24 protein-coding genes are annotated in these 23880 nt (G+C 71.2%); 10 read left to right on the forward strand and 14 right to left on the reverse strand.

The window, feature by feature from the left end; all coding sequences use genetic code 11:
* Nucleotides 1-23: 23 nt before the first annotated feature.
* Both IOD14_RS36530 and leuA read right to left on the reverse strand, forming a co-directional pair.
* The gene (locus IOD14_RS36530) at nucleotides 24-719 is read right to left on the reverse strand and encodes a TerB family tellurite resistance protein (protein WP_212672535.1); all 696 of its coding nucleotides are present in this window, start codon (nucleotides 717-719) and stop codon (nucleotides 24-26) included.
* Between the two features lie 186 nt (nucleotides 720-905).
* On the reverse strand, nucleotides 906-2627 hold the full coding sequence (gene leuA / locus IOD14_RS36535; protein ID WP_123989050.1) for a 2-isopropylmalate synthase: 1722 nt from the start codon (nucleotides 2625-2627) through the stop codon (nucleotides 906-908).
* Nucleotides 2628-2946: 319 nt separating this feature from the next.
* Here leuA and IOD14_RS36540 point away from each other — a divergent pair, with 319 nt between their 5' ends.
* Genes IOD14_RS36540 through IOD14_RS36555 form a run of 4 tightly spaced genes read left to right on the forward strand, consistent with a single transcriptional unit; the run spans nucleotide 2947 to nucleotide 6933 of the window.
* Entirely contained in the window at nucleotides 2947-4017 is a 1071-nt protein-coding gene (locus IOD14_RS36540) for a M4 family metallopeptidase (RefSeq protein WP_123989051.1), read from the forward strand.
* A 21-nt stretch (nucleotides 4018-4038) separates the two neighbouring features.
* Entirely contained in the window at nucleotides 4039-4305 is a 267-nt protein-coding gene (locus IOD14_RS36545) for a protealysin inhibitor emfourin (RefSeq protein WP_123989052.1), read from the forward strand.
* Nucleotides 4306-4363: 58 nt separating this feature from the next.
* Nucleotides 4364-5686, forward strand: a complete 1323-nt coding sequence (locus tag IOD14_RS36550; protein WP_249126158.1) for a GH1 family beta-glucosidase — start codon at nucleotides 4364-4366, stop codon at nucleotides 5684-5686.
* A complete protein-coding gene (locus tag IOD14_RS36555; protein WP_212672537.1) occupies nucleotides 5683-6933 on the forward strand; it encodes an MFS transporter in 1251 nt (416 codons plus the stop codon). The genes IOD14_RS36550 and IOD14_RS36555 overlap by 4 nt, the downstream gene beginning before the upstream one ends.
* Nucleotides 6934-7033: 100 nt before the next feature.
* Here IOD14_RS36555 and IOD14_RS36560 read toward each other — a convergent pair whose 3' ends face one another.
* A complete protein-coding gene (locus IOD14_RS36560; RefSeq protein WP_212672538.1) occupies nucleotides 7034-7888 on the reverse strand; it encodes an NAD(P)-dependent oxidoreductase in 855 nt (284 codons plus the stop codon).
* Between the two features lie 118 nt (nucleotides 7889-8006).
* Here IOD14_RS36560 and IOD14_RS36565 point away from each other — a divergent pair, with 118 nt between their 5' ends.
* Nucleotides 8007-8867: a helix-turn-helix transcriptional regulator gene (locus tag IOD14_RS36565; protein WP_212672539.1), complete on the forward strand. Its 861-nt coding sequence runs from the start codon at nucleotides 8007-8009 to the stop codon at nucleotides 8865-8867.
* Here IOD14_RS36565 and era read toward each other — a convergent pair.
* Nucleotides 8864-9832: a GTPase Era gene (era, locus tag IOD14_RS36570; RefSeq protein WP_123989057.1), complete on the reverse strand. Its 969-nt coding sequence runs from the start codon at nucleotides 9830-9832 to the stop codon at nucleotides 8864-8866. The genes IOD14_RS36565 and era overlap by 4 nt on opposite strands.
* 165 nt (nucleotides 9833-9997) lie before the next feature.
* Here era and IOD14_RS36575 point away from each other — a divergent pair, with 165 nt between their 5' ends.
* Both IOD14_RS36575 and IOD14_RS36580 read left to right on the forward strand, forming a co-directional pair.
* On the forward strand, nucleotides 9998-11308 hold the full coding sequence (locus IOD14_RS36575) for an ammonium transporter (RefSeq protein ID WP_212672540.1): 1311 nt from the start codon (nucleotides 9998-10000) through the stop codon (nucleotides 11306-11308).
* A complete protein-coding gene (locus IOD14_RS36580) occupies nucleotides 11305-11643 on the forward strand; it encodes a P-II family nitrogen regulator (protein WP_212672541.1) in 339 nt (112 codons plus the stop codon). The genes IOD14_RS36575 and IOD14_RS36580 overlap by 4 nt, the downstream gene beginning before the upstream one ends.
* A 43-nt stretch (nucleotides 11644-11686) precedes the next feature.
* On the opposite strand, the gene IOD14_RS36585 is transcribed toward IOD14_RS36580, so the two are convergent.
* The 3 genes from IOD14_RS36585 to IOD14_RS36595 form a co-directional block, all read right to left on the reverse strand.
* Nucleotides 11687-12652, reverse strand: coding sequence for a DUF916 domain-containing protein (locus tag IOD14_RS36585; RefSeq protein WP_123989060.1), 966 nt, complete (start codon nucleotides 12650-12652; stop codon nucleotides 11687-11689).
* 60 nt (nucleotides 12653-12712) lie between these two features.
* Nucleotides 12713-14029: a beta-xylosidase gene (locus IOD14_RS36590; protein ID WP_212672542.1), complete on the reverse strand. Its 1317-nt coding sequence runs from the start codon at nucleotides 14027-14029 to the stop codon at nucleotides 12713-12715.
* Between the two features lie 143 nt (nucleotides 14030-14172).
* A complete protein-coding gene (locus IOD14_RS36595) occupies nucleotides 14173-14646 on the reverse strand; it encodes a hypothetical protein (RefSeq protein WP_123989062.1) in 474 nt (157 codons plus the stop codon).
* A 576-nt stretch (nucleotides 14647-15222) separates the two neighbouring features.
* On the opposite strand from IOD14_RS36595, the gene IOD14_RS36600 reads away from it, so the two are divergent.
* From IOD14_RS36600 to IOD14_RS36610, 3 genes are all read left to right on the forward strand, one after another.
* Entirely contained in the window at nucleotides 15223-15888 is a 666-nt protein-coding gene (locus IOD14_RS36600; protein ID WP_212672543.1) for a response regulator transcription factor, read from the forward strand.
* A 102-nt stretch (nucleotides 15889-15990) separates the two neighbouring features.
* Nucleotides 15991-17538 (forward strand): MFS transporter, encoded by a 1548-nt coding sequence (locus IOD14_RS36605; RefSeq protein WP_212672544.1) that lies wholly within the window; start codon nucleotides 15991-15993, stop codon nucleotides 17536-17538.
* Between the two features lie 34 nt (nucleotides 17539-17572).
* On the forward strand, nucleotides 17573-18772 hold the full coding sequence (locus tag IOD14_RS36610) for an FAD-dependent oxidoreductase (protein WP_123989065.1): 1200 nt from the start codon (nucleotides 17573-17575) through the stop codon (nucleotides 18770-18772).
* A gap of 50 nt (nucleotides 18773-18822) precedes the next feature.
* On the opposite strand, the gene IOD14_RS36615 is transcribed toward IOD14_RS36610, so the two are convergent.
* Genes IOD14_RS36615 through IOD14_RS36645 form a run of 7 tightly spaced genes read right to left on the reverse strand, consistent with a single transcriptional unit; the run spans nucleotide 18823 to nucleotide 23821 of the window.
* Entirely contained in the window at nucleotides 18823-19413 is a 591-nt protein-coding gene (locus IOD14_RS36615; protein WP_123989066.1) for a TetR/AcrR family transcriptional regulator, read from the reverse strand.
* A 30-nt stretch (nucleotides 19414-19443) separates the two neighbouring features.
* Nucleotides 19444-20718 (reverse strand): acyltransferase domain-containing protein, encoded by a 1275-nt coding sequence (locus IOD14_RS36620; protein WP_212672545.1) that lies wholly within the window; start codon nucleotides 20716-20718, stop codon nucleotides 19444-19446.
* Nucleotides 20719-20739: 21 nt separating this feature from the next.
* Nucleotides 20740-21552, reverse strand: a complete 813-nt coding sequence (locus tag IOD14_RS36625) for a cyclase family protein (RefSeq protein ID WP_123989068.1) — start codon at nucleotides 21550-21552, stop codon at nucleotides 20740-20742.
* Between the two features lie 5 nt (nucleotides 21553-21557).
* Nucleotides 21558-22124: an isoprenylcysteine carboxylmethyltransferase family protein gene (locus IOD14_RS36630; RefSeq protein ID WP_249126159.1), complete on the reverse strand. Its 567-nt coding sequence runs from the start codon at nucleotides 22122-22124 to the stop codon at nucleotides 21558-21560.
* A complete protein-coding gene (locus IOD14_RS36635; RefSeq protein ID WP_212673476.1) occupies nucleotides 22121-23104 on the reverse strand; it encodes a carbohydrate kinase family protein in 984 nt (327 codons plus the stop codon). Before IOD14_RS36635 ends, IOD14_RS36630 begins: the two co-directional genes overlap by 4 nt.
* 8 nt (nucleotides 23105-23112) lie before the next feature.
* A complete protein-coding gene (locus IOD14_RS36640) occupies nucleotides 23113-23565 on the reverse strand; it encodes an SRPBCC family protein (RefSeq protein WP_212672546.1) in 453 nt (150 codons plus the stop codon).
* A 4-nt stretch (nucleotides 23566-23569) separates the two neighbouring features.
* Entirely contained in the window at nucleotides 23570-23821 is a 252-nt protein-coding gene (locus IOD14_RS36645; protein ID WP_123989070.1) for an acyl carrier protein, read from the reverse strand.
* Between the last annotated feature and the right edge of the window lie 59 nt (nucleotides 23822-23880).

A 23880-nucleotide genomic window follows, 5' to 3' on the forward strand; every position in this document is an offset into this window, starting at 1 on the left:
CGCGCGCTACTCCCGGGGGAGTATCAGGACGGGGTGCGGGCCGCGGCCAGCAGTCTGGTGACGTCGTCGGCGCAGATGGTCAGGGCCGTGCCGACCGTCGTGAGGACGTCCCGCTCCGGGGGCGTGTAGGGGCCGTCCGCGAGGGCGATGCGGGCCGCCTGGAGGAGGATCGACTCGCGGCCCGCGGGGGCGAGGTGGGGGGCGAGCGGGTCGAGGGCCTCGTGGAGCTCTATGGCGAGGCCGGCTCCGCAGGGGCGGTCGTGGACCCGGCCGGTGTCCTCGGCGAGGGCCTCGACCAGGGCCTCCAGCTGGTCCTCCGTGCAGTCGTCGAAGCCCGCCGCGCGGACCGCCACGGCGGCGGCCTCCAGGGAGGTGCGCGAGCAGGTGCCGCCCGCCGCGAGGACCGCGAGGGCGACGGTGTGGACGGCGTCGCGGAGCATCGCCGAGAAGCGGGTCGTGGTCGGGTGGTCGAGGACGTCCGTGCCGAAGTGGCGGCGGCAGGCCGCGCATTCCACCACCGGGCCGGTGTCGCCGCGCGGCAGGACCGGAACACCCAGCAGGACCACGCGTCGACGGCCGGTCAGGCGCTGGTAGTTGCGGTCTCCCCCGCACCCGGGGCAGAAGAACTCGCCGTCGCCGACGGTCGTCCACGCGGTACGGGTGCCCAGGAGGCGCGCAGGCCTGGCGGCACGGCCGTTTCGTCCCCGTCCAGGCAGCACGTCACACCTCCGCGTAACCCCGCGGCAACATCGCCGCGCTTGCGTGATGTTAGCCACATGAGTGAGGTGGAGTCAGCACCCCGGACGAGACCTGCTCGTGACCTCCACGGGCCGATGGCCGATAAACGACGGGGCCTTGATCGCCGTATACAGCGATCAAGGCCCCAAAACCCCCGGTCAGAGGGATTATCGAGCGGCTCGGTTGACGGCCGAGACGACCGCCTTCAGGGATGCACGCGTCGTGTTCGCGTCGATGCCGATTCCCCACAGAACCTTGCCGTCGATCGCGCATTCGATGTAGGAGGCGGCCTGCGCGGAGGCGCCCTCGCTCATCGTGTGCTCCTGGTAGTCCAGCAGCCGGGCGTCGATGCCGACCTTGGCCAGCGCGTCGAAGAAGGCGGAGATCGGGCCGTTGCCGGTACCGGTCAGGACCGTGTCGACGCCGTCGACCGTGGCCTCCACCTTCAGCGTGTCCACGCCGTCGGTGTCGGTCGTCGACTGGCCGTTCTTGACCTGGATACGGCCCCAGGGGTTCTCGGGGTTCGGCAGGTACTCGTCCTGGAAGACCGCCCAGATGTCGGACCCGGTGACCTCGCCGCCCTCGGCGTCCGTCTTGGCCTGGATGAGCTTGGAGAACTCGATCTGCATCCGGCGGGGCAGGTCCAGCTTGTGGTCGTTCTTCAGGACGTATGCGATTCCGCCCTTGCCGGACTGCGAGTTGACCCGGATGACGGCCTCGTAGGAGCGGCCGACGTCCTTCGGGTCGATCGGCAGGTACGGGACCGCCCACTCGATGTCGTCGACGGTGACGCCCTTGGCGGCCGCGTCGGCCTCCATGGCGTCGAAGCCCTTCTTGATGGCGTCCTGGTGGGAGCCGGAGAAGGACGTGTAGACCAGGTCGCCCACGTACGGGTGGCGCGGGTGGACCTCCATCTGGTTGCAGTACTCCCACGTGCGACGGATCTCGTCGATGTCGGAGAAGTCGATCTGCGGGTCGACGCCCTGCGAGAACAGGTTCATGCCCAGGGTGACCAGGTCGACGTTGCCAGTGCGCTCGCCCTGTCCGAACAGACAGCCCTCGACGCGGTCGGCGCCGGCCATCAGCGCCAGCTCGGCGGCGGCGACGGCGGTGCCGCGGTCGTTGTGCGGGTGGATCGAGATGCACACGTACTCGCGGCGGGACAGGTTGCGGTGCATCCACTCGAAGCGGTCCGCGTGCGTCGAGGGCGTCGAACGCTCCACCGTGGCGGGCAGGTTGAGGATGATCTCGCGGCCCGGACCCGGCTGGTAGACGTCCATCACCGCCTCGCAGACCTCCAGCGCGAAGTCCAGCTCGGTGTCGGTGAAGATCTCGGGGCTGTACTGGTAGCCGAACTCGGTCTCCGGGCCCAGCAGCTTCTCCGCGTACTCCATCACCAGACGGGTGCCGTCGACGGCGATCTGCTTGATGTCGTCCTTGGAGCCGCGGAAGACCACGCGACGGAAGACGGGAGCGGTCGCGTTGTACAGGTGCACGGTGGCCCGCTTGGCGCCCTTCAGCGACTCGACGGTCCGCTCGATCAGGTCCTCGCGGGCCTGGGTCAGTACGGAGATCGTCACGTCGTCCGGGATCGCGCCCGGCTCCTCGACGATCGACCGTACGAAGTCGAAGTCGGTCTGGCCCGATGCCGGGAAGCCGACCTCGATCTCCTTGTAGCCCATCTTGACCAGCTGGTCGAACATCCGGCGCTTGCGCTCGGGCGACATCGGGTCGATCAGGGCCTGGTTGCCGTCACGCAGGTCGGTGGAGAGCCAGCGGGGGGCGACGGTGATCCGGTTGTTCGGCCAGGTGCGGTCCGGGATGTCGACCTGCTCGTACTGACCGTACTTGTGGATCGGCATGGTGCTGGGCTGCTGGCGGTTCGCCATGATTGCGGGGCTCCTAGAGGTGTCCGGAAAGGACGGCCGACACGCAACGCGAAGCTCCGCGGGGAGGGAGTCGACCTGGACTACAGGCCCTCGCCGCGGCAGCTAAGAAGAAGCAGCCCGAAACGCATGATGCGAAGCATGCTAGCCGAGCCGGTTCGGGTGCGGGGCGCCGTATCAGTATGCGGGACCCGAGAGATAAACGGGACAAAAAGTGCGCCATACCACTTCGTCACGGAGCGTGTGCATCCCTGTCCGTATATTTCACCAATCATGGTTGCGGGTAGTGACACGGTCATGACTCAGTGCAAGGGTGCCGCACATGACGACCAACGGGGGCTTCAGGCCCGTCTTCTGCACCGTCGTACCGCCACATGTCCTGGACAAACTGGCCCGGAACGACGACCCCGCACTCTCCGGTCCCGCGCAGCAGACCCTCATGCGCGACAGTGAACTGCGCGGCAGGCGCCGTGTGACGACCGAGTTCGGCCTCGCGGCCGCGCCGACGGCGAAGGCACCGTCGGACCAGCCGCTGCGGACGATCTACGACGCCGGGCACAAGAGCGACCTGCCGGGCACGAAGGTCCGCGCCGAGGGCTCCGACCCCGGCCAGGACGCGACCGTCAACCGCGCCTACGCCGGTCTCGGCGCCACCTTCGACCTCTATCTGAAGGCCTACACCCGCCACTCGATCGACGGCGACGGCCTCCCGCTCGACGCGACCGTGCACTTCGACGAGAACTACAACAACGCCTTCTGGAACGGCGAGCAGATGGTGTTCGGCGACGGCGACGGCGAGATCTTCCTCGACTTCACCATCCCGATCGACGTCATCGGCCACGAACTGACCCACGGCGTCACGCAGTACACGGCGAACCTCACGTACTACGGCCAGCCGGGCGCCCTCAACGAGTCGATGTCCGACGTCTTCGGCTCGCTCATCAAGCAGTACACGCTCGGCCAGACGGCCGCCGAGGCCGACTGGCTGATCGGCGCCGGGCTCCTCGCCCCCAGCGTCTCCGGCAAGGCCCTGCGCTCGATGAAGGAGCCGGGCAGCGCGTACGACGACGACGTGCTCGGCAAGGACCCGCAGCCCGCGACCATGGACGACTATGTCCGCACCGGCCGCGACAACGGCGGCGTGCACATCAACTCCGGCATCCCCAACCACGCCTTCTACCTGGTGGCGACCGCCCTCGGCGGCCACGCCTGGGAGCGCGCGGGCCAGATCTGGTACGACGTCCTCACCGGCGGCGAGCTCTCCGACCGGGCGCTGTTCAACGACTTCGCGAAGCTCACCCTCAAGGCCGCGCGCGAACGCTTCGGGGACGGCGGCGAGGAACTCCAGGCCGTGTCGAAGGCCTGGGAGCAGGTCGGGGTGCGGATCCTGTGAGTCCGTACTAGACAGGGACCCATGCGTATTCAGGTGAGGCGCACGGGCGGGTTCGCGGGCATCGAGCGGCACAAGGAGGTCGACACCTCCGGGCGGCCCGATGCCCACGAATGGCAGGCCCTGGCCGAGAAGGCGGTCGCCGCCGGCCGGGGCACTCCCCCGATCGGGGTTCCGGACGGCTTCAACTACGAGATCACCGTGGACGGCAGGACGGTGTACGCGGCCGATCCCCGGCTGACGGAAGAGCAACGGAAACTGATCTCGAAGGTACTCAAAGAGGGCGCTTGACTGCTTGTTCACGCCTGCCCGTTGACTTCCTTACCCGCCGGTAAGCATGATCCGGCGCATGGCGACTGAAGAGCAGGCGATCCCCCGGTTCCCCGACGGCTTCCTGTGGGGGGTCTCGACCTCGGCCCATCAGATCGAGGGAGCGGCGGACGAGCGTGAGCGGTCCGTGTGGGACGCCTTCACGGCCGAGCCGGGACGGGTGAAGGACGGCTCGACGGCGGAGGTGGCCTGCGACCACTACCACCGCTACCGCGAGGACGTGGCTTTCCTGGCCGGGCTGGGCGTGGACGCGTACCGCTTCTCGATCTCCTGGCCGCGGGTCCGGACGGACAAGGGCCTCGACTTCTACGACCGCCTCGTGGACGAACTGGCCGCGGCGGGCGTACGTCCCGTGCCGACCCTGTTCCACTGGGACCTGCCGGTGGCGTTGCAGGCGAACGGAGGCTGGCTGCACCGGGACACCGCCTACCGGTTCGCCGAGTACGTGTCCCTCGTGGCCGACCGCCTCGGCGACCGCGTCAAGAAGTGGATCACCCTCAACGAGCCCGCCGAGCACACCCTGTTCGGCCACGCGCTCGGCGCCCACGCGCCCGGCGAGAAGCTGATGTTCGACGCCCTGCCCGCCGCCCACCACCAGCTCCTGGGCCACGGCCTGGCCGTGCAGGCACTGCGCGCGTCCGGTGCCACGGACATCGGCATCGCCAACTCGCACGGCCCGACCTGGCCGGCCTCGCAGGAGCAACCCGACGTCGAGGCCGCCGACTTCTACGACCTGCTGCTGAACCGTCTGTTCGCCGAACCGGTGCTCCTGGGCGAATACCCCTCGGGGCTGGGCGACTTGATGCCCGGAGACGTGGCGGCCGACCTCAAGGTCATCTCCGAGCCGCTCGACTTCTACGGCGTCAACTACTACGCCCCGACCCGCGTGGGCGCCCCGAAGGGCGAGGACATCGAGTTCGGCGGCCTGACCATCCCCGCCGAACTCCCCTTCTCCGTCCAGGAGATCGAGGACGTCCCGGTGACGGACTTCGGCTGGCCGGTGGTCCCGGAAGGCCTGACGGAACTGCTCACGACATTCCACGAGCGCTACGGCGACCGGCTCCCGCCCGTCGTCATCACCGAGAACGGCTGCTCCTACGAGGGCGTCGACGACCGGGCCCGGGTCGCCTACCTGGACGGCCACGTCCGCGCCCTGCACAAGGCGGTCGAGGCGGGTGTGGACGTACGCGGGTACTTCGTGTGGTCGCTGATGGACAACTTCGAGTGGGCGGAGGGGTACGCGCAGCGGTTCGGGCTGGTGCACGTCGACTTCGAGACCCTGGCCAGGACCCCGAAGGCGTCGTACGGCTGGTACCGGGAGCTGCTCCGGGCGCAGAAGTGACGACCACCCGCTCGGACGCCCTCGCCGAACCCGTCGACCGGGTCGGCAAGGGCTGGACGGCGTCGCTCTCCCTCGCCAACGTGGCGATCTGGGTGGGCTGGTACGGCCCCCTGCAGATCCTGCTGGCCCGGCAGGCGGAGGACTTCGCGCCGGGCACCGGCATGTCGAAGGAGACGCTGCTGGCGTGGGTGACGGGCGTGGGCGCGGTGGTGTCGCTGGCGGCGAACCCGTTCTTCGGCGCGCTGTCGGACCGCACCACGGCCCGCTGGGGCCGCCGCAGCCCGTGGATCGTGGCGGGTGCGGCGGGCGGCGCGCTGTCGCTGCTGGTGCTCGCCGGGGCGGGCGGGCTGTGGCTCATGATGCTCGGCTGGTGTCTGGTCCAGCTGACCCTGAACGCGGCCTTCGCGGCGGTCACGGCGGCGGTGCCGGACCGGGTGCCGCGCCTCCAGCGCGGCGCGGTGGGCGGCTGGATCGGCGCGGCGCAGATCCTCGGCGCGGTCGTCGGCACGGGCCTCGCGACGGCGGCGGGCGGCATCGCGGCGGGCTATGCGGCGTGCGCGGTGTTCACGCTGGCGGGCGTGCTGCCGTACGTACTGCGCCACCGGGATCTGAGACTGGCGGCCACGGACCGACCGCCGTGGTCCTGGCGGTCGTTCGCGCGCGGCTTCTGGCTGAGCCCGCGCCGCCACCCGGACTTCGCCTGGGCCTGGCTGACCCGCTTCCTGATCAACCTCAGCAACGCGCTGGTGATCCTCTACCTCCTCTACTACCTGCGCGACCGCCTCCACCACGACGACCCCGAGCAGGGCGTCCTGATCCTCACCGCGGTGGACAGCGTGGCGCTGCTGGCCACGGTCGTGGTGGGCGGCGTCTGGTCCGACCGCGTGGGCCGCCGCAAGCCCTTCGTCCGCTGGTCCGGAGTGCTGATGGCGGTGGCCACGGGCCTGCTAGCGGTATGGCAGACCTGGCCGAGCGCGATCATCGTGGCGGCACTGCTGGGGGTCGGGCTGGGGGTGTTCATGTCGGTCGACTTCGCGCTGATGACGGACGTGTTGCCGAAGGCCCTGGACCGGGGCAAGGACCTGGGCGTCATCAACGTGGCGAACTCCCTGCCCCAGGTGGCCGCCCCCGCACTGGCGGCGCCGATCGTCACACACCTCGGGGGGTACCGGGTGCTGTACGGGGTGGCGGCGGCGGTGGGTCTGGCGGGGGCGGTGCTGGTGGACCGTATAAAGGGCGTCGACTAGAACTGCCCAGGGGTGCGGGCTGTATCGATGTGCGGCTCCGCCGCGTGGGCGCGACCAGCCACAACGCACCCGCACCCGCACCCGCACCCGCCCACCGGCCTCACAGCGCTCCCGCCTCCCGAGCCGCATAGACCGACGGATACACCGGCCGATACCCCAGCTCCCGCCGAATCCGCTCCGTGGACATGAGCACCAGCCACGGATCGGGGTCGGCCCGCTCGTACAACTCCCCGGGAATCTCCGCCCCGTTGAGCTGATGCAACTCCACCGCCGTCACCGGGGCGTCGTCGGCGATGTTGTAGATCCGCCCCGAGATCCCCGGCGCGTGCAGGATCCGCAGCAGCCCCTGCGCCACATCCGCGTGGTGCCCCATGTGCAGCCGCTGCGCCGACGCCCAGTTCTTCGCCCACATCAGGGACTGCGCGAGATGCGGGTCCCCCTCGCCGTAGACGAAGGGAAGCCGTCCGACCCGCACATCGAGTCCCTCCAGCGCGAACAGCTCCCGTTCGGCCTCCGCCTTGGACGCGGGATAGGCACCCCACATGGAGCCGCCGGGCCGGCTCTCGTCGTCCTCGGTGAGCAGCCGGCCACGCCCGGTGCCGTACACAAGACCGGTGCTGACCTGCACGAACCGCCGGACCCCTGAGGCCGCCGCGGCCCGGCCCAGCTCAACCGCCGCATCCCGGTTGACGGCCCAGGCCTCCTCGTCCGGCACGCCCCGGAAGGAGGCGGCGACGTTCACGACCGCGTCCACCCCGGCGACGGCCTTGCCGAGCGCCTCGGCGTCCCTCAGGTCTCCCACGACGACCTCGGCGCCGAGTTCCGCGAAGGGTTCGCCGCGCGAGGCGTCCCGTACGAGAACCCGCACCCGCTCCCCCGACCGGGACTGCGCGATCAGCCTCGGCACGAAGCGGCGGCCGACCTGTCCCGTCGTACCTGTCACCAACGTCAGCATGTTCTGCTCCTCTCGTCGGGACCAGCGTGGGACGGCCGCGCACGCACCGGGAGAGACCTCTTGATCGGGGGATCGGCAGTCCCTGGATAAGGCGGGCGGGGTGCCGCACGCTGGAGGGGTGAACCGAGCCGAACTCGCCGACTTCCTGCGCCGTGGCCGTGCCCGGCTGAACCCGTCCGACGTGGGCCTCGCGCCGGGTGCGAGGCGTCGTACGCCCGGACTGCGCAGGGAGGAGGTGGCGCAGCTGGCGGGCATGTCGGTGGACTACTACACCCGGCTGGAGCAGTCCCGGGGCCCCCGGCCGTCCCGCCAGATGCTGACGGCACTGGCCCGGGCGCTGCGTCTGACCGCGGTGGAGCAGGACCACCTGTTCCATCTGGTCGGCGAGGAGCCCCCGCGCCGGGAGACGGCGTCGGCGCATGTCCGGCCGGGGCTGCTGCTGATCCTGGACCGGCTGCACGACACCCCGGCGCAGGTGGTGAACGACTGCGGGGAGGTGCTGGCGCAGAACGCGATGGCGCGGGCGCTGGTGGGGGACGTGATGTCACGCCCGCGGCGGGACCGCAACCTGGTCCGGCGGTTCTTCCTGGACCCGACCGCGCGGACGCTCTTCCCCGAGGAGGACCTGGCGGACCACGCGCGCACCCAGGTCGCGACCCTGCGCGCGGTGGCCGCGGCCCGCCCCGACGACCCGGAACCGAGTGCGCTGGTCGCCGAACTCCGGTCGGCCAGCGAGGAGTTCGCGCGTCTGTGGGACGAACACGAGGTGTCCCAGCGCAACAAGGCCACGAAGCGGTTCGTGCACCCCGTGGTCGGCCTGCTGGAACTCGACTGCGAGGTCATGGTGAGCCACGAACACCACCACCTCCTGGTGGTCCACACGGCCCGCCCGGGAACGGAGGCGTACGAACGCCTCCACCTGCTCAGAGTGGTGGGCCTGCAGGACCTGAACCCCCAGGAGACAAGCCCAAGCCCCTAGAACCCCAGCTTCCGCAACTGCCGAGGATCCCGCTGCCAGTCCTTCGCGACCTTGACGTGCAGGTCGAGGAAGACGGGTGTGCCGAGGAGCGCCTCGATCTGTTTGCGGCTCTTGATGCCGACCTCCTTCAGGCGCTTGCCCTTGGGGCCGATGATGATGCCCTTCTGGCTGGGGCGCTCGATGTAGACGAAGGCGTGGATGTCGAGGAGGGGCTTGTCGGCGGGGCGGTCCTCGCGGGGGAGCATCTCCTCGACGACCACCGCGATGGAGTGCGGGAGCTCGTCACGGACGCCCTCCAGGGCCGCCTCACGGATCAGCTCGGCGATCATGACCTGCTCGGGCTCGTCGGTGAGGTCGCCCTCGGGGTAGAGCGCCGGGCCCTCGGGAAGCATCGGGATCAGCAGGTCCGCCAGCAGGTCGACCTGCTTGTTCGCGGTCGCCGACACCGGGACGATCTCCGCCCACTCGATGCCCAGCTCCTTGCCGAGCTGGTCGACGGCGATGAGCTGTTCGGCCAGTGTCTTGGAGTCGACGAGGTCCGTCTTCGTGATGATCGCGACCTTGGGGGACTTCTTGATCCCCGCCAGCTCCTTCGCGATGAACCGGTCACCGGGCCCGAGCTTCTCGTTCGCCGGCAGACAGAAGCCGATCACGTCGACCTCGGCCCACGTGGTGCGCACCACGTCGTTGAGGCGCTCGCCCAGCAGCGTGCGCGGCTTGTGCAGCCCCGGGGTGTCGACCAGGATCAGCTGGGCGTCCGGCCGGTGCACGATCCCCCGTACCGTGTGCCGCGTCGTCTGCGGCTGGTTGGCGGTGATCGCCACCTTCTGGCCGACCAGAGCGTTCGTGAGGGTGGACTTGCCCGCGTTGGGGCGGCCCACGAAGCAGGCGAAGCCGGCGCGGTGGGGTGCCTGCGACGAGGCCGACGGCTCGGATGACTGACTGCGAACGCTCATGCGCCCCATTCTCCCTGATCCACAGAGCCCCGCCGCACAAGCGTCCCCACACCCGCTCCCCGGTGAGCTCCCGGAAACCTCCACGCAACGAAACATCACGGAAACACCGGCGTGCCCGGCCGGAAACGCACGCCGGTGAACCTCTGACGAGCCCCCACACCGTTGGAGACGACCGTGACCCTCGCCGCGCAAGGTATCGACACGGGCGACACCGCCTGGCTGCTCGCCGCCACCGCCCTCGTCCTGCTGATGACCCCGGGCCTGGCCCTGTTCTACGGCGGCATGGTCCGCACGAAGAGCGTCCTCAACATGCTGATGATGAGCTTCGTGTCGATCGCCCTGGTCACGGTGGTGTGGCTGGCCGCCGGCTACTCCCTGGCCTTCGACGCGGACATCGGCGGCGGACTCATCGGCGGCCTGAAGCACGCGGGCATGTCCGGCCTAGGCCCCGACAGCGTCCACGGCACCGTCCCCACCCTCCTCTTCGCCACCTTCCAGCTCACCTTCGCGATCATCACGGCCGCGCTGATCAGCGGCGCGATCGCGGACCGGGCGAAATTCGGGGCCTGGCTGGTGTTCGTCCCGGTCTGGGCGCTGCTCGTATACGTTCCCGTCGCCCACTGGGTGTGGGGCCCGGGCGGCTGGATCCTGGACAGGCTCGGCGCGCTCGACTTCGCGGGCGGTCTGCCCGTCGAGATCACCTCCGGCGCCTCCGGTCTCGCCCTCGCGCTGCTCCTCGGCCCGCGTCTGGGCTTCAAGAAGGACGCCATGCGCCCGCACAACCTCCCCATGGTCATGCTGGGCGCCGGTCTCCTCTGGTTCGGCTGGTTCGGCTTCAACGCGGGCTCCGCACTCGGCGCCAACGGCCTCGCCGCCGCGGCCTTCCTCAACACCCTCGCGGCCGGCTGCACGGGCCTGCTGGGCTGGCTCTTCGTGGAGCAGAAGCGCGACGGCCACCCGACCACGCTCGGCGCGGCCTCCGGCGCGGTCGCGGGTCTGGTCGCGATCACCCCGTCCTGCGGCTCGGTCTCCCTGCTCGGCGCGCTCGTCGTCGGCCTCGCCGCCGGTGTCGTCTGCTCGTACGCCGTGGGCTGGAAGTTCAAGCTGAACTACGACGACTCGCTCGACGTCGTCGGTGTGCACCTGGTCGGCGGGATCATCGGCACACTGCTGATCGGCGTCTTCGCGGAGAAGGCGATGACCGGCGGCGCCGAGGGCCTGCTGTACGGCGGCGGGCTCGCCCAGCTCGGCAAGCAGTTGGTGGCGGTGGTCGTCGTGGGGGCGTACGCCTTCCTGATGACCTACGGCATCGGAAAGCTGATCGACAAGGTGATGGGCTTCCGGGCCGACGAGGAGCACGAGCACACCGGCCTGGACCTTACGGTGCACGCCGAGACCGCATACGATCACGGCGTCCTGGGCCATGGCGCCCCGGTCGGCGCGTCCTCCGTCCCCTCCGCTCAGAAGGCCAAGACCCAGGCATGAAGCTCATCACCGCGATCGTCAAGCCGTACCGCCTCGACGAGGTCAAGACCGCGCTCCAGGAGATCGGCGTCCACGGCCTGACCGTGACCGAGGCCAGCGGCTACGGCCGGCAGCGGGGTCACACCGAGGTGTACCGCGGCGCCGAGTACCAGGTCGACCTGGTCCCCAAGGTCCGTATCGAGGTGGTCGTCGACGACGCCGACGCGGACACGGTCATCGACGCGATCGTCAAGGCCGCCCACACGGGCAAGATCGGCGACGGCAAGGTGTGGGCGCTCCCGGTGGAGACGGTCGTACGGGTGCGGACGGGCGAGCGCGGGCCGGACGCGCTGTAGGAGAGACGGCCCGAGGAGCGCCCTTCGGGGGCGTGGGGCTGGGTCAATGTGCGGCTCCGCCGCGTGGGCGCGACCAGCCCCCACCGGCCCGCAGCCGCAACCGAACCCACAGCCCCCCTCCCACGGCACCCACCACGAGCAGCACCACCGCGACCAGCCACGGCACCGCGAAGAACCCCGCACTCGCCGACTCCCGCGTGTCCTTCGCACTCGCCGTCAACTTCACATCCCCCCAGTCGAGTTGCGGCGCCCCGCGCCACGGCTCGCTCAGCCGTACCCGTTGCCCGGGCAGCAACTCACCGGGAATCCTCGCGAGGTCGCGCGCCAGCAACGTCCGCCCGAACAACCCCGTCGCCCGCAGCTCCACCTTCGGGTTCAAAGTGACGTTGCCGGTGTTGCGCAGGGTGTACGAGATCGTCGCGCCGCTGTCGCCCAAGCCCGGTACCAGCGGCTGGTGATGGCTGACGCGGACGTCCTCGACGGTGATCGCCGGCACGGTGGGTCCGCCCACCCGCAGGTAGATCCTGGCGGCGACGGCCCGCTGCACGCCGAGCGCCACCGCGCCGTCGCCCTTGTCGACCCGCTCGTCCAGCGCCACCAACGCGCCGGGGTGGTCGCCGGGTTCGGCGCCCTCGGGCACCGACAGCGTGAAGGGCACGGTGACCTTGCCGTGTGCGGGGACGGTCACCCGGGACTTCGCGGGTTTCGCCCAGGCCCCCACCCCGCGCTGCTTCTCCGCGACCGTGCGCACGGCGAAGCCGCCGTCGCGGGCGGTGTTGTAGGCGTCGGCGGCGTAGAGCCGGAAGGTCAGCGGCTCACCGGTCTTGTTGCTGACGACCACCTGGTCGTCGATGCTCTGCCCGGGGTCGGCGGAGAGATAGAAGTAGGGCCGCGCGGCGATCTGGGAGGCGGCGGGGTACACGGACCAGCTGCCGTTGTCGGCGGCGTGGGCGGGCGCGGCGGCCGTGACCAGGAACAGGCTCAGGAGGAGGACGTACAGCTTGCGCATGGGTGCGGACCCCCACGGGTGCGAGAAGGACGGGACGGGCGGGTGCGGGCGCCCGTACGGTCAGCTGAGCGTGAGGGTGAGAACGCCGGAGTACGTGCCCACCGGGGTGAACGCCGGCACGTTCAGCGAGAGTCCGGCATCCACGGTGAACTCACCGCCGGTGAGCGCGGAGTTGGGCGTGGACGCGAGGGTCGCCCCGGAGGATCCGACCGCGCCGGCGGAACCGGCCTGGCAGGTGCTCGGGCTGCCCGCCTTGGTGGCGCAGGCGGGACTCCAGCTCAGCGCACCGGCGTCGATCTTGGCTCCGGGTCCGGTGAAGTCGGTGACCTTGCCGGTGAGGGACCAGCCGGCGGGCCCGCCGCGGAAGTCCTTGACCGTCACCTGGTTCAGGTTGCCGGTCGAGGCGCCGCCCTTGCCGTAGTCCACCGCCGAGAGGCTGACGGTGTCCCCGGCCTGGGACATGGACAGCGTTCCGGCCTTCACCGTGGTGGTGATCTTCTGGCTGCCGGCGGGGACGGGCGTGTCGTCGATGACGACGTACGCCTTGGGCCCCGCTCCCTTGGCGTCGCTCCACGCGCTGCCCTCGTAGGCCACGACCCCGGTCGTCGTCTTGTCGTTGACGACCAGCGAGCCGCTGAAGGCGCCCGTGGAGTCGGCGGTCGCGGTGGCGGTGTCCGCGGTCTGGGCGCTGCCGGCCCGCCCGGCCAGGGTGACCGTCGCGCCCGGGGCGAACTTGCTGCCGGTGACCGTGACACTGTCACCGGGCTTCCCGGAGGCCGAACCCAGCGTGATGTCCCGTTGGTTGACGGGGTTGGCGTCCGTCGCGGTGACCGTCTCGGAGACCGGGGCGGGCGGGGTGATCACCGTGCAGGGCGTGTCCAGTTCGAGGATGTAGCTGGTGTGGATGTTGTAGTCGCCGGGCGAGAGGGTGATCGCGCCGGGTGAGGTGACCTTGAAGGTGCCGGTCATGGAGAACGACGGGAAGGCGCCGTTGCCCGGCACCGGGTCGTTCTTCTTCGGGCCCGCGACCGTCACGGCGCCGCTCTGGGCGCCGCCGAGGGTGACCTTGCCGGTCGGGGTCATGATGTCGGCCGGCAGGGCGATGGCCGTGGGGTTGCTGGCGGCGGGCTTGACCACCGTGTACGTCACGGTGACGGTGTCGCCCACCTTGGGGCTGGTGTTGTCCACGGCGATCCTGGCCGTCGTGGTGCCGTCGATCGGCGGGATGCCCGCGACCGCGGGCGGGATGCAGTGCGTGGCGAAGTCCACGTCGGTGGCGGCACCGGCCGGACAGGCCAGTGCGCCACCCGCGGTGACCGCGAGCGCGGTCGCCCCGAGAAAGGACGCCAGACGGCGTCTTCGAGTCGTCGAACCCATGGATGTGCCCCCTCCGGAAGCTCCTGAAAGTCCTGCGCCGACAGGGGGCATTGATGTGCGGATTGCGTGAAAAGTCAATGGAACTGCCGCAGAAACCTGACAGTGCGTCAGCTCCTGCGGCAGCCAGGGGACTTGCCGGAGGATCAGTCGAACACGAACGGTCCCGGCGCCTGCGGACCGGTCGCCGTGCAGGTGACCGTGATGCCGAAGACGACGATCTGCAGCGAGCCGCCGTACGACTCCAGGCTGTCGCCGGAGTTGACGGTGCCACTGAGCGGACCGACGGTGACGGGGTCACCGGCGGCGATGGCGGGGTTCTCGGTGCCGGTGAAGGTGGTGGTGCCGCCGTTCGCGTTCACGAAGGTGAGGGTCGAGGAGATCGAGTCCTCGGAGAGCGCGAGCGGTGCGTTGATCGCCGAGGTGACGGTGACGGTGGCGGCGGTGCCGTCCTGGGTGGCGGTGAGGGTGGCCTGGCCGCTGCCGTACAGGCCGCAGTCCGCGTCGATGGTCGCGGTGTCGGGGGTGACGGCCAGGGCGGCGGGTGCGAACGCGAGTCCGGCGGCCGCGAGCGTGCCGACGGCCAGTGCCGCACCTGTGCCTATGCGCTTGCCTTTCATGGAATCCGGTTCCCTTCCCGTGGTGGGGACTGCCATGTGGGGATGGACGGGGGGGGTTCATCCCGGCGAACGGCCGGCTTTCACGGGCGTGGTGCGGGACGCCGCGCGAGCTGGAATCTGACGGTCCGTCGGAACTACCGGTTCCATTGATGCGTACGGGGCACGGGTCGACAAGGGCGATATTCGGACCGCCGACCGCCACGACCGACCGATCACCGCACCGCAACACTCCGTCTCCGGAATTTTCAGAACGCCGACATATAGATGTCGCACTGGGCGGAAGTCGACCGGAACAACAAAGTCCGGATCTCATTCTCGGAACGACAACATCCAAGCCGTCGGCGGGCATGCGCTTTCGAGAGCTCCCACCTGCGTGAAGTATCCATAAACGCAGGCAGGGGCGCCGGAATGAGGCCTCCCACACTGACCGAAAAGATTCTCCGACTACGTGTAACATCGGTCTACAGCGGAACTTATCGACCAGCGAAGGAAGCGGGGACGTCAACGGGGGCAATCATCGCTGCACCCACGTGCTCTCTTCACGCATGCGAATGTTGAGGGGAACGAAGGGACCGCATGTCATCCATACGAGTTCTGCTCGTGGACAGCGAGCGACTGGTGGCCGAGGGCTTCCAGAAAATCCTGGAGGGATTCGCGGAATTCTCCGTGGTCTCCCTCGCCCGTGACGGGGTGTCGGCACTCCAGCTGGTCCGGCGGGAGCGACCGCACCTCGTCGTCATGGGGCTCGGCCCCGCCGGGGGCGACGGAGCCCAGGTGGCCCGGGCCATCCGCCGCGACTTCCGGCACGTCCGGATCGTCGTCCTCGCCACCAACCAGCAACCGGTCTACATGCGCGAGGCCTTCGCGGCCGGCGTCAACGCCTATCTCTCCCGCGACATCGGCGCGGACGAACTGCGCGACACCCTGCTCACCGTGCACCGGGAGGGCGCCGCCCTCTCCACCGTCGCGGCCGGTCAGGTACTGGAGCTGTTGTCGGGCAACCCGGAGGACGACGCCTCGCCACTGTCCCAGCTCACCGAGCGCGAGCGGCAGATCCTCTTCCTCATGGCCGACGAGCACGCCACCCACGGCATCGCCAAACGCCTCGGGATCAGCCCGAAGACCGTGCGCAACTACCTCAGCCGCATCTACGCCAAGCTCGGCACCCAGAACCAGGTGCAGACCGCGCTCTACGCCAGGCGCTCACTGCACCTGCGTCCCGGGGCCGCCGTCGAACCCTGACCGGTGCCACCGGTGCGCCCTGTTCCCTCCTGGGCAAATACGCTACGCTACTCGTAGCGTATTTAAATCACCCCGGCCCAACCGCCGGACCGAGGAGGGAACATGGCGCTCAACCGGTGGTGGACGCTGTGTGTGGTGTCGGTGGGCAGCTTCATGCTGCTGCTCGACGTGACGATCGTGAACATCGCGCTGCCCGACATCGAGGAAGCCCTCGACGCCACCCTCACCGATCTCCAGTGGGTGGTCGCGGCCTACGCCGTGGCCCTGTCCGCGGTGCTGCTGACCGCGGGCTCGCTCGCCGACCGCTTCGGCCGGCGGGCCGTCTTCTCCTGGGGCATGGCCGTCTTCACGCTCGCCTCACTGCTGTGCGGCATCGCCCAGAACCCGCTCATGCTGATCGCCGCGCGCGTGCTCCAGGGCGTGGGCGGCGCCGCACTGCTCGCCACGTCCCTGGCGCTGCTCGCCGCCGCCTACCCCGACCAACGCGACCGCCATGTCGCCCTCGCGGTCTGGGGCGCGGTGAGCGGAGCCGCGCTCGCGGTCGGGCCGCTGGCCGGCGGGGTCCTGGTCGAGGGCGCCGGCTGGCGGTGGATCTTCCTGGTCAACCTGCCCGTCGGCGTCCTCGCCCTGATCGCCACCGCCGCCCGGGTCGCCGAGTCCCGGGCCGAGCGCCCCGGCCGGATCGACTGGCCCGGCTTCCTCACCTTCGGCACCGCGCTCGGCTCGCTCTCCTTCGCCCTGCTGCGCGCCAACGAGGAGGGCTGGGACAGCGCCCCGGTGCTCGGCGGATTCGTCCTGTCGGCCGTCGCGCTGACCGCCTTCGTCCTGATCGAACGGCACCGCGCGGACCCCCTGCTGCCGGGGGCCGTCCTGCGGAAGGTCACCACCACGGGCGCCGCGGTGGGCGTGCTGGCCATGAGCTCCACCGCCTTCGCGCTGCTGCTGTACCTGACGCTCTACCTCCAGACCGTGCTCGGCCTCGCCCCGCTGGCGGCCGGGCTCCGGCTGCTGCCCCTGACCCTGTCGATCTTCGTGGCCTCCGCGGTCGCGGCCCGGGCCGGCACCCTGCTGCCGGCCCGCTGGCTGGTCTCCGCGGGCCTCGCCCTCATCGGCCTCGGCCTGCTGCTGATGGGCGGCCTGGACGCCTCCGACGACTGGACCGCGCTGCTCGCCGGGCAGCTGGTCACCGGGCTCGGGGTCGGCGTGGTCAACCCCAACGTGGTCGCCGCCGCGATGGGCGCCGTGGAACCGGCCAGGGTCGGCGTGGCCTCGGGCCTGAGCAACACCTGCCGCTCGCTCGGCATCGCCCTCGGCATCGCCTCCCTGGGCGCGGTCTTCGCCGACCGGGTGCGCGACGCGGTCGCCGAGACCCTCGCCGGCACCCCGCTCCAGGGGCGGGCCGACGAACTGGGCCACGCCGTGGCCTCGGGCCAGATCGGCGCCGTACTTCCCAAGCTGCCCCCGGAGCAGCGGGGGCTCTTCACCGACGCGGCGCACACCGCGTTCGTCGACGGACTCAACTCGATCCTGACGGTGGCGGCGGTGGTGGCGTTCGTCGGCGCGCTCGCCGTGATCCCGCTGATCCGCGGCCGCGACCTCACCACGACCGGACCCGACGGCGACCCCCTGCCGATCGCGGCGGGGCACTGACCCGCGCCCGGTCCCGGACCCCCAGGAGCACTCCATGAAGACCGAGACCGCCCGGTGTGTCGTCGTCGGCGGCGGCCCCGCCGGCATGATGGCGGGCCTGCTGCTCGCCCGGCAGGGCGTGGAGGTGGTCGTCCTCGAGAAGCACGGCGACTTCCTGCGGGACTTCCGCGGGGACACCGTGCACCCCTCGACCCTGCGGGTCATCGACGAACTGGGGTATCTGGAGGAGTTCCTGCGCATCCCGCACACCAAGGTCACCGACATCACCGTGCGCACCGCCGCGGGTCCGGTGACCTTCGCCGACTTCTCCCGGATCGGCGGCCCCTTCCCGTACATCGCCTTCATGCCGCAGTGGGACGTGCTGGACTTCCTGGCCCGCAAGGCGGGCGAGCTGCCCGGCTTCCGGCTGTACCAGAAGGCCGAGGGGATCTCGGTGATCCGCGAGGGCGACCGGGTGCGCGGGGTGCGCGCGGACACCCCGGACGGGCCGCTGGAGATCCGGTCCGACCTCGTGCTCGCCGCCGACGGCCGGCACTCGACCATGCGGCGGGCCGTCGGGCTGCCGGTGTCGGCCAGTGCGGCGCCGATGGACGTGCTCTGGTTCCGCCTCCCCCGCGAGCCCGAGGAGACCATGAGCTTTCTGCACACCGGCCGGGGCTTCGTGCTGATCACCATCGACCGCGGCAGCTACTGGCAGATCGCCTACGTCATCCCCCAGGGCCAGTACGACGCCGTACGGGCGGAGGGTCTGGACCGGCTCCGGGCCGACGTGGCGTCCGTGCACCCGCCGTTCGGCGACCGGGTCCGGCGGGAGATCCGCGACTGGGACGACGTGAAGCTGCTCGGCGTCCGGGTGGACCGGCTGCGCACCTGGTACCGCCCGGGCCTGCTGTGCATCGGGGACGCGGCGCACGCCATGTCGCCGGCCGGCGGGGTCGGCATCAACCTCGCCGTGCAGGACGCGGTGGCCGCCGCCCGGATGCTCGGCCCCACCCTGCGCGCCGGACGCACCCCGTCCCCGCAGGAGCTGGCCCGGGTGCAGCGCCGCCGCGAACTCCCGGTGCGGGCGGTGCAGACGGCCCAGGTGCACATGCTGGCGGACCTCTACCCGAAGGACCGCCGCACCACGGTGGAACGGCCCCTGGCGGCCCGCCTGGTGCGCCGCTTCCCCTTCCTGACCCGCTGGACGGCCCGCTTCATCGGGGTGGGCCTGCGTCCGGAGCACATCGCGTGAGGTCCGGGGGCGAACGCCGGTGAGGCCCGGGGCGACGAGGCGGCCGGACCTCAGGCGCGGATCGCCGGCCAGATCGTGTCGACCACGGAGTCCACCCAGTCGGCGGGCGGTGGGGTGCCCTGGACCGCGTAGCGGGCGATGTACGAGCCCGCCATCATGCTGACGACCGTCTCGTAGTCGGCGTCGGGCCGCAGTTCCCCGTCGGCCACGCCGTCCCGCAGGGTGGCGAGGATGGTCTCCAGACGCGGCCGCAGGATGGTCTCCCGGAAAGCCCGGGTGAACTCCGGGTCCTCGTCGCCGTGCAGCAGGGCGACCAGGGCGCGCAGCCCCACGACCTCCTCCAGACCATGCCTGAATTGCCGTAGCAAATAGTTCAATCTCTCCCGTACCGGAAGCCCGGATTCGGGTTCGGGGATATTCTCGACGAACGCCAACGACGACCGCAGGAGTTCATAACGGTCCTTGTACCGGCGGTAGATGGTCGTCTTCGCGGAACCCGAATACTGGGCCACCGCTTCCACGGTGACTCCCTGGGGCCCGCGTTCCCGCAACAGGGCCAGTGCGGCCAGATTGATTCCCCGGGACACTTCCGCGCTGCGGGGCCGCCCCGGAGCCGAGCGGGTGATTTCTTCGTCAACCATCGGGCCCAGTATAGGGAGCCGCGGGGCCTCCTATACCGCGGAGGAGGCCCCGGGAAAGACCGCGGGCCAGCGCACCGGCACCCCGGCCGTGTGCAGCCGCCCCAGCGCCGCGAGCATCGCGCCGGTGCCGTCGGTGGAGCGGCCGAGCGAGGCCGGCCACAGCCGTCCGCCGCCCGGCAGACAGCGCGCCCCGAGCCCGGCCAGGGCCCGCCCCGGACCGACCTCCACCGAGATCCGGATCCCCTGTGCGTCGAGGACCCCGAGGGCGTCCGGGAACCGCACCGGGCCCCGTAGGTGACGACACCAGTGCTCGGGTTCCACCGGCCCGGTGACCTGGGCGCCGGTCACCGTGGAGACGTACGGGAGTCGCGGCGCGCGGGCACGGACGGTGCCGGCCGCCTCGCGCAGTTCGGCCAGGGCCGGCTCCTGGAGCGGCGAGTGCAGGCCTGCCCGCACCGGCAGGGCGCTGGTGCGCACCCCGGAGGCGGTGAGCCGGTCCACGATCCGGGCGAGCGCCTCGGCCCGGCCGGACAGCGACACCTCGTGCGGTGAGATCACCGCGGCGATCCCGACTGACGGCTCGGTGTCCGCGAGCAGGTCCCGCGCGGCCCGCTCCCCCAGGCCCACCACCGCCATCGCGCCGTCCGTGACCCGCTCGGCGAGGGTGACGGCGGTGCCGAGCAGCCGTACGGCGTCCTCGGGCGAGAGGACTCCCGCGCGGCACGCGGCGCCGTACTCGCCGAAGCTGAAGCCGAGCACCGCCGCCGGCTCCACGCCCCAGCCGCGCCACAGCTCCGCGAGGGCCGTGCCCAGGCAGAACGTGCCGAGCACGGCATGGGCGAGCCGGTGCACCACGGCACCGGCGGCGGGGTCGAGCAGGTCGTGCAGCGGTACGGCGACGAAGGGCCGGGCCGCCTCGGCGCAGCGGTCGAACGTCTCCCTGAACACCGCTTCCGTGCGGTACAGGCCCTGTCCCATGCCGGCGAACTGGGCGCCCTGGCCGCTGAAGAGGAATCCGACCGGCGGTGCTCCCCCGGGGCTCGCGTGACCTGCGGCGACCTCCTTGACCGGCTCGCCCGCGAGGTGGGCGCGGATACGGTCGGCGAGTTCGCCGGGGGTCCGGCCCACGACGCTCATCCGATGGCCGGAATGCGGCCCTCGCGCGGCCTGCGCGCACAGCCGCTCCAGGGTGGCGTCATCGGCCCGGGCGAGCCGGGCGGCGGCCTCCCGCGCGGCCTCGCGCAGCGCCTCCGGGGTCGGGGCGGACAGGGTGAACAGCTGGGCGGTGCGTCGGTGGGTCGTCATGCCGGTGGTCCTTCGGGTGGGTCATTCCGCGGGCCCGGTGCGGGCCACCGCCCGGCACCAGGCCGCGCCGGCGTCGGCGAGGGCGACCGGGAAAGCCATGAAGGTGAACGGGCCCTCCGGCAGCGCCCGCAGTCCGGCGAGCCCCTCGATCTGGATGAACTCCCGGTGCCTGCCGTGCAGATGGGTCGGCCACAGGGTCTCGGGGTCACGGGCGGCGAAGAAGTCCTCGACCATCCGCCGGGCCGGGCCGTCGAAGCTCCAGCAGTCGGTGCCGAGCACCTTCACCCCGAGGTCGAGGAGGTGGTCGACGGCCTCCGGGGTGATGGCCGTGGACTCGGTGAAGTACGCCGGTGTGCCCAGGCGCAGATCGGAGTCGGTGCGGAACAGCACGACCGAGCCGGGGCCCACGTCCGCGCCCGTCGTGCGCAAGGCCTCCTTGACGTCGGCGGCCGTCACCCGGCCCCCGCAGCCGCGTACGTCGAGCACCGCACCGGGTCCGCAGAACCACTCCAGGGGCAGGTCCATGATCTTCTTGGCGGGGCGTCCCTCGCACTCGGGGCCGTAGTGGAAGGGCGCGTCGACGTGGGTGCCCTGGTGGACGGACATCCGGTAGAACTCGTTGGACAGGAAGCAGCCGCCCGGCAGGTCCCGTGCGCGCAGCCGGCGGCTGCCGGTGAGCCAGCGCAGGTGGTTGACGAACCGGTCCCTGCGGCTGTCGCCGGGCAACGCCCGGATCCTGCGGGAGAGATGGCGGATGCCGTCGTGGTGGAGCCACTGCTCGAACTCGACGCCGGGGGCCCGGCGGCTGACGGGGATGCTCAGGTCGACGAACACGACTGCTACTCCTCGCTCGGGTGCGGGCGGTGCCGTACCGCGGTGCCGGGTATCCAGGCGGGCACGGCGCGCCGGTAGGCGGCGTACTCCTCGCCGAAGGTCTCGGCCAGGCTCGGTTCCTCGACGCGCCGGACGGCGGTCCAGGAGACGCCCAGCACGAACGCGGCCCACAGGGCGATGCTCGGTGCCGACCACAGGAGGGTCTCGCCGGCCAGGACGAGGGTCATCCCGGCGGCCATCGGGTTCCTGACCACCGCGTACCAGCCGGACCGCACCAGCCGCTCGGGGGGCCGGTCGCCGAGCGGGGTGGCCTGCCGCAGATAGACCCGGTCGACGGCGTCGGCGACCATCCAGCCCCCCGGCACCACGAGGGCGCCACCGCCCACCGCCGCGGCCCAGCCCGCGAGCGGCAGCCGGGGCCCGGACAGCCACTGCCCCAGCACCGCGGGCACGGCCCCGGCGACGACCAGGGGAATCAGCAACGGCCCCACGCGAAGCCGCCGTTGCCGACCCATCGGGTGCTCCCCGACCTCCCCGGCCCGCCCGACCACCGGCCGTCCCTCCCGGCTCACCGCGACCTCCCCAGCATCGGGGCCAGTTCCCGTGCCGTCCGGTCGCCGTACACATCGCGGAGGCGGGTCGCCACCGCGCGGGCGGACGGGGCGTAGGTCTGGGTGCCGACGGATTCCAGGGCGAAGGAGGCGAGGACGCAGCCCAGACGGGCGGCGGAGGCGAGCGGTACGCCCTGGGTGAGGGCGGCGAGCAGGCCCGCGCGCAGTGCGTCCCCCGCGCCGGTCGGGTCGGCGACGGCCACCTCGGGAACTCCGGGGACCACCACCGGCTCGTGGCCGGCGCGTTCGAGCCGTACGCCGTCCGCGCCGAGCGTGGTGACCCAGGTGCCGACCCGCTCCAGCACCTCCCCGGTGGTCCAGCCGGTGCACTCCCGCAGCAGCGCGGACTCGTACGCGTTGGTGAACAGCAGCCGGGCCCCGGCCAGCAGGGACCGCACGTCCTCCCGCCCCATCCGGACGATCTGCTGCGAGGGGTCCGCGACGAACGACAGCCCGCCGCCACGGCAGTCCCCGGTGTGCCGGAGCATCGCCGCGGGGTCGTTCGGCGACACCACCACCAGGTCCAGCGCCCCGACCCGTTCGCGTACGTCCCGCAGGGCGATCGTGTACGCCGCCCGCATCGCGCCCGCGTGGAACGTGGCGATCTGGTTGTGGTCCGCGTCCGTCGTGCACACGAACCGGGCCGTGTGCTCACCGGGCACCACCAGCACCGAGTCGGTGTCGACACCGTGCTGCTTGAGCCACACCTGGTAGTCGGCGAAGTCGGCCCCGGCCGCGCCGACCAGCACCGGGGCGGCGCCGAGCCGCCCCAGCCCGTAGGCGATGTTGGCGGCGACGCCACCGCGCCGGATCTCCAGCCGGTCGGAGAGGAAGGACAGGGACAGGTTGTGCAGCTGGTCCGGCACGAGTTGCTCGGTGAAGCGGCCGGGGAAGGACATGAGGTGGTCCATCGCGATGGACCCGGTGACGGCGACCCGCACCGGGGACCTCACGGCCGTACGTCTCCGGACTCGATCTTGCGTTTGATGCCGGCCTGGTTGTGGCGGGTGTGGGTGTTCATCCGCTCCAGGACCGTCTCCAGCGGCACCGGGAACTTCTCGTCGAGCTCGAAGTCCTGCACCCAGGTCATCGCCGTGCCCTCGGGGACCGGCTCGTAGCTCCACCGCAGGTGCATGTAGCGGAACGGGTAGAGCGGGTCCCGGCGTTCGGCGACCGCGACGAGCTCGCGGTGGTCGAGGATGCGCCAGGACCGCCAGCTCGCCCCCTCCTCGTTGGTCAGCTCGAAGACGATCTCCGTCCACCGGCCCTCGCGCTCCTCGGAGAGGACCTTGGCGTCGCTGTACTCGTCGAAGATCTCCGACCAGCGCGCGATGTCGTTGGTGAGGTCGAAGACGAGCTCGGCGTCGGCCCCGATCACGATGGCGTTCTCGATGCGCGGCACCGCGTCACCCCCGTACCGTGCTGCCCGCGGACAGCAGCCGTCCGACACACTCCACGAGGTCCCCGAAGACCGTGAACCCGCCCTCGGCCTCGGCGTCGATACCGATCCCGAAGTGCTGCTCCAACGCGACGACGATCTCCACCAGTTCGGTCGAGTCGATGTCGAGGTCCTCCGCCAGCCGCCGGTCGTCCGCCAGCTCCCCGGCGTCGAACCCGACCCCGCGCATGACGGCGACCACCTGTTCCCGTACGTCCATGACGTCCTGTCTCCTCAGCCTGTTCGGTCGTTCCTGTGCGGTTCGGTCGTTCCTGTGCG

Source organism: Streptomyces sp. A2-16, from assembly GCF_018128905.1.
In the GTDB taxonomy this organism is placed as follows: domain Bacteria; phylum Actinomycetota; class Actinomycetes; order Streptomycetales; family Streptomycetaceae; genus Streptomyces.

Coding starts and splice junctions, on each gene's coding strand:
- leuA (WP_123989050.1), bottom strand. CDS start 2,627: ATGGCGAACCGCCAGCAGCCCAGCACCATGCCGATCCACAAGTACGGT.
- IOD14_RS36540 (WP_123989051.1), top strand. CDS start 2,947: ATGACGACCAACGGGGGCTTCAGGCCCGTCTTCTGCACCGTCGTACCG.
- IOD14_RS36545 (WP_123989052.1), top strand. CDS start 4,039: ATGCGTATTCAGGTGAGGCGCACGGGCGGGTTCGCGGGCATCGAGCGG.
- IOD14_RS36550 (WP_249126158.1), top strand. CDS start 4,364: ATGGCGACTGAAGAGCAGGCGATCCCCCGGTTCCCCGACGGCTTCCTG.
- IOD14_RS36560 (WP_212672538.1), bottom strand. CDS start 7,888: ATGCTGACGTTGGTGACAGGTACGACGGGACAGGTCGGCCGCCGCTTC.
- era (WP_123989057.1), bottom strand. CDS start 9,832: ATGGGGCGCATGAGCGTTCGCAGTCAGTCATCCGAGCCGTCGGCCTCG.
- IOD14_RS36580 (WP_212672541.1), top strand. CDS start 11,305: ATGAAGCTCATCACCGCGATCGTCAAGCCGTACCGCCTCGACGAGGTC.
- IOD14_RS36585 (WP_123989060.1), bottom strand. CDS start 12,652: ATGCGCAAGCTGTACGTCCTCCTCCTGAGCCTGTTCCTGGTCACGGCC.
- IOD14_RS36590 (WP_212672542.1), bottom strand. CDS start 14,029: ATGGGTTCGACGACTCGAAGACGCCGTCTGGCGTCCTTTCTCGGGGCG.
- IOD14_RS36595 (WP_123989062.1), bottom strand. CDS start 14,646: ATGAAAGGCAAGCGCATAGGCACAGGTGCGGCACTGGCCGTCGGCACG.
- IOD14_RS36600 (WP_212672543.1), top strand. CDS start 15,223: ATGTCATCCATACGAGTTCTGCTCGTGGACAGCGAGCGACTGGTGGCC.
- IOD14_RS36605 (WP_212672544.1), top strand. CDS start 15,991: ATGGCGCTCAACCGGTGGTGGACGCTGTGTGTGGTGTCGGTGGGCAGC.
- IOD14_RS36610 (WP_123989065.1), top strand. CDS start 17,573: ATGAAGACCGAGACCGCCCGGTGTGTCGTCGTCGGCGGCGGCCCCGCC.
- IOD14_RS36615 (WP_123989066.1), bottom strand. CDS start 19,413: ATGGTTGACGAAGAAATCACCCGCTCGGCTCCGGGGCGGCCCCGCAGC.
- IOD14_RS36620 (WP_212672545.1), bottom strand. CDS start 20,718: ATGACGACCCACCGACGCACCGCCCAGCTGTTCACCCTGTCCGCCCCG.
- IOD14_RS36645 (WP_123989070.1), bottom strand. CDS start 23,821: ATGGACGTACGGGAACAGGTGGTCGCCGTCATGCGCGGGGTCGGGTTC.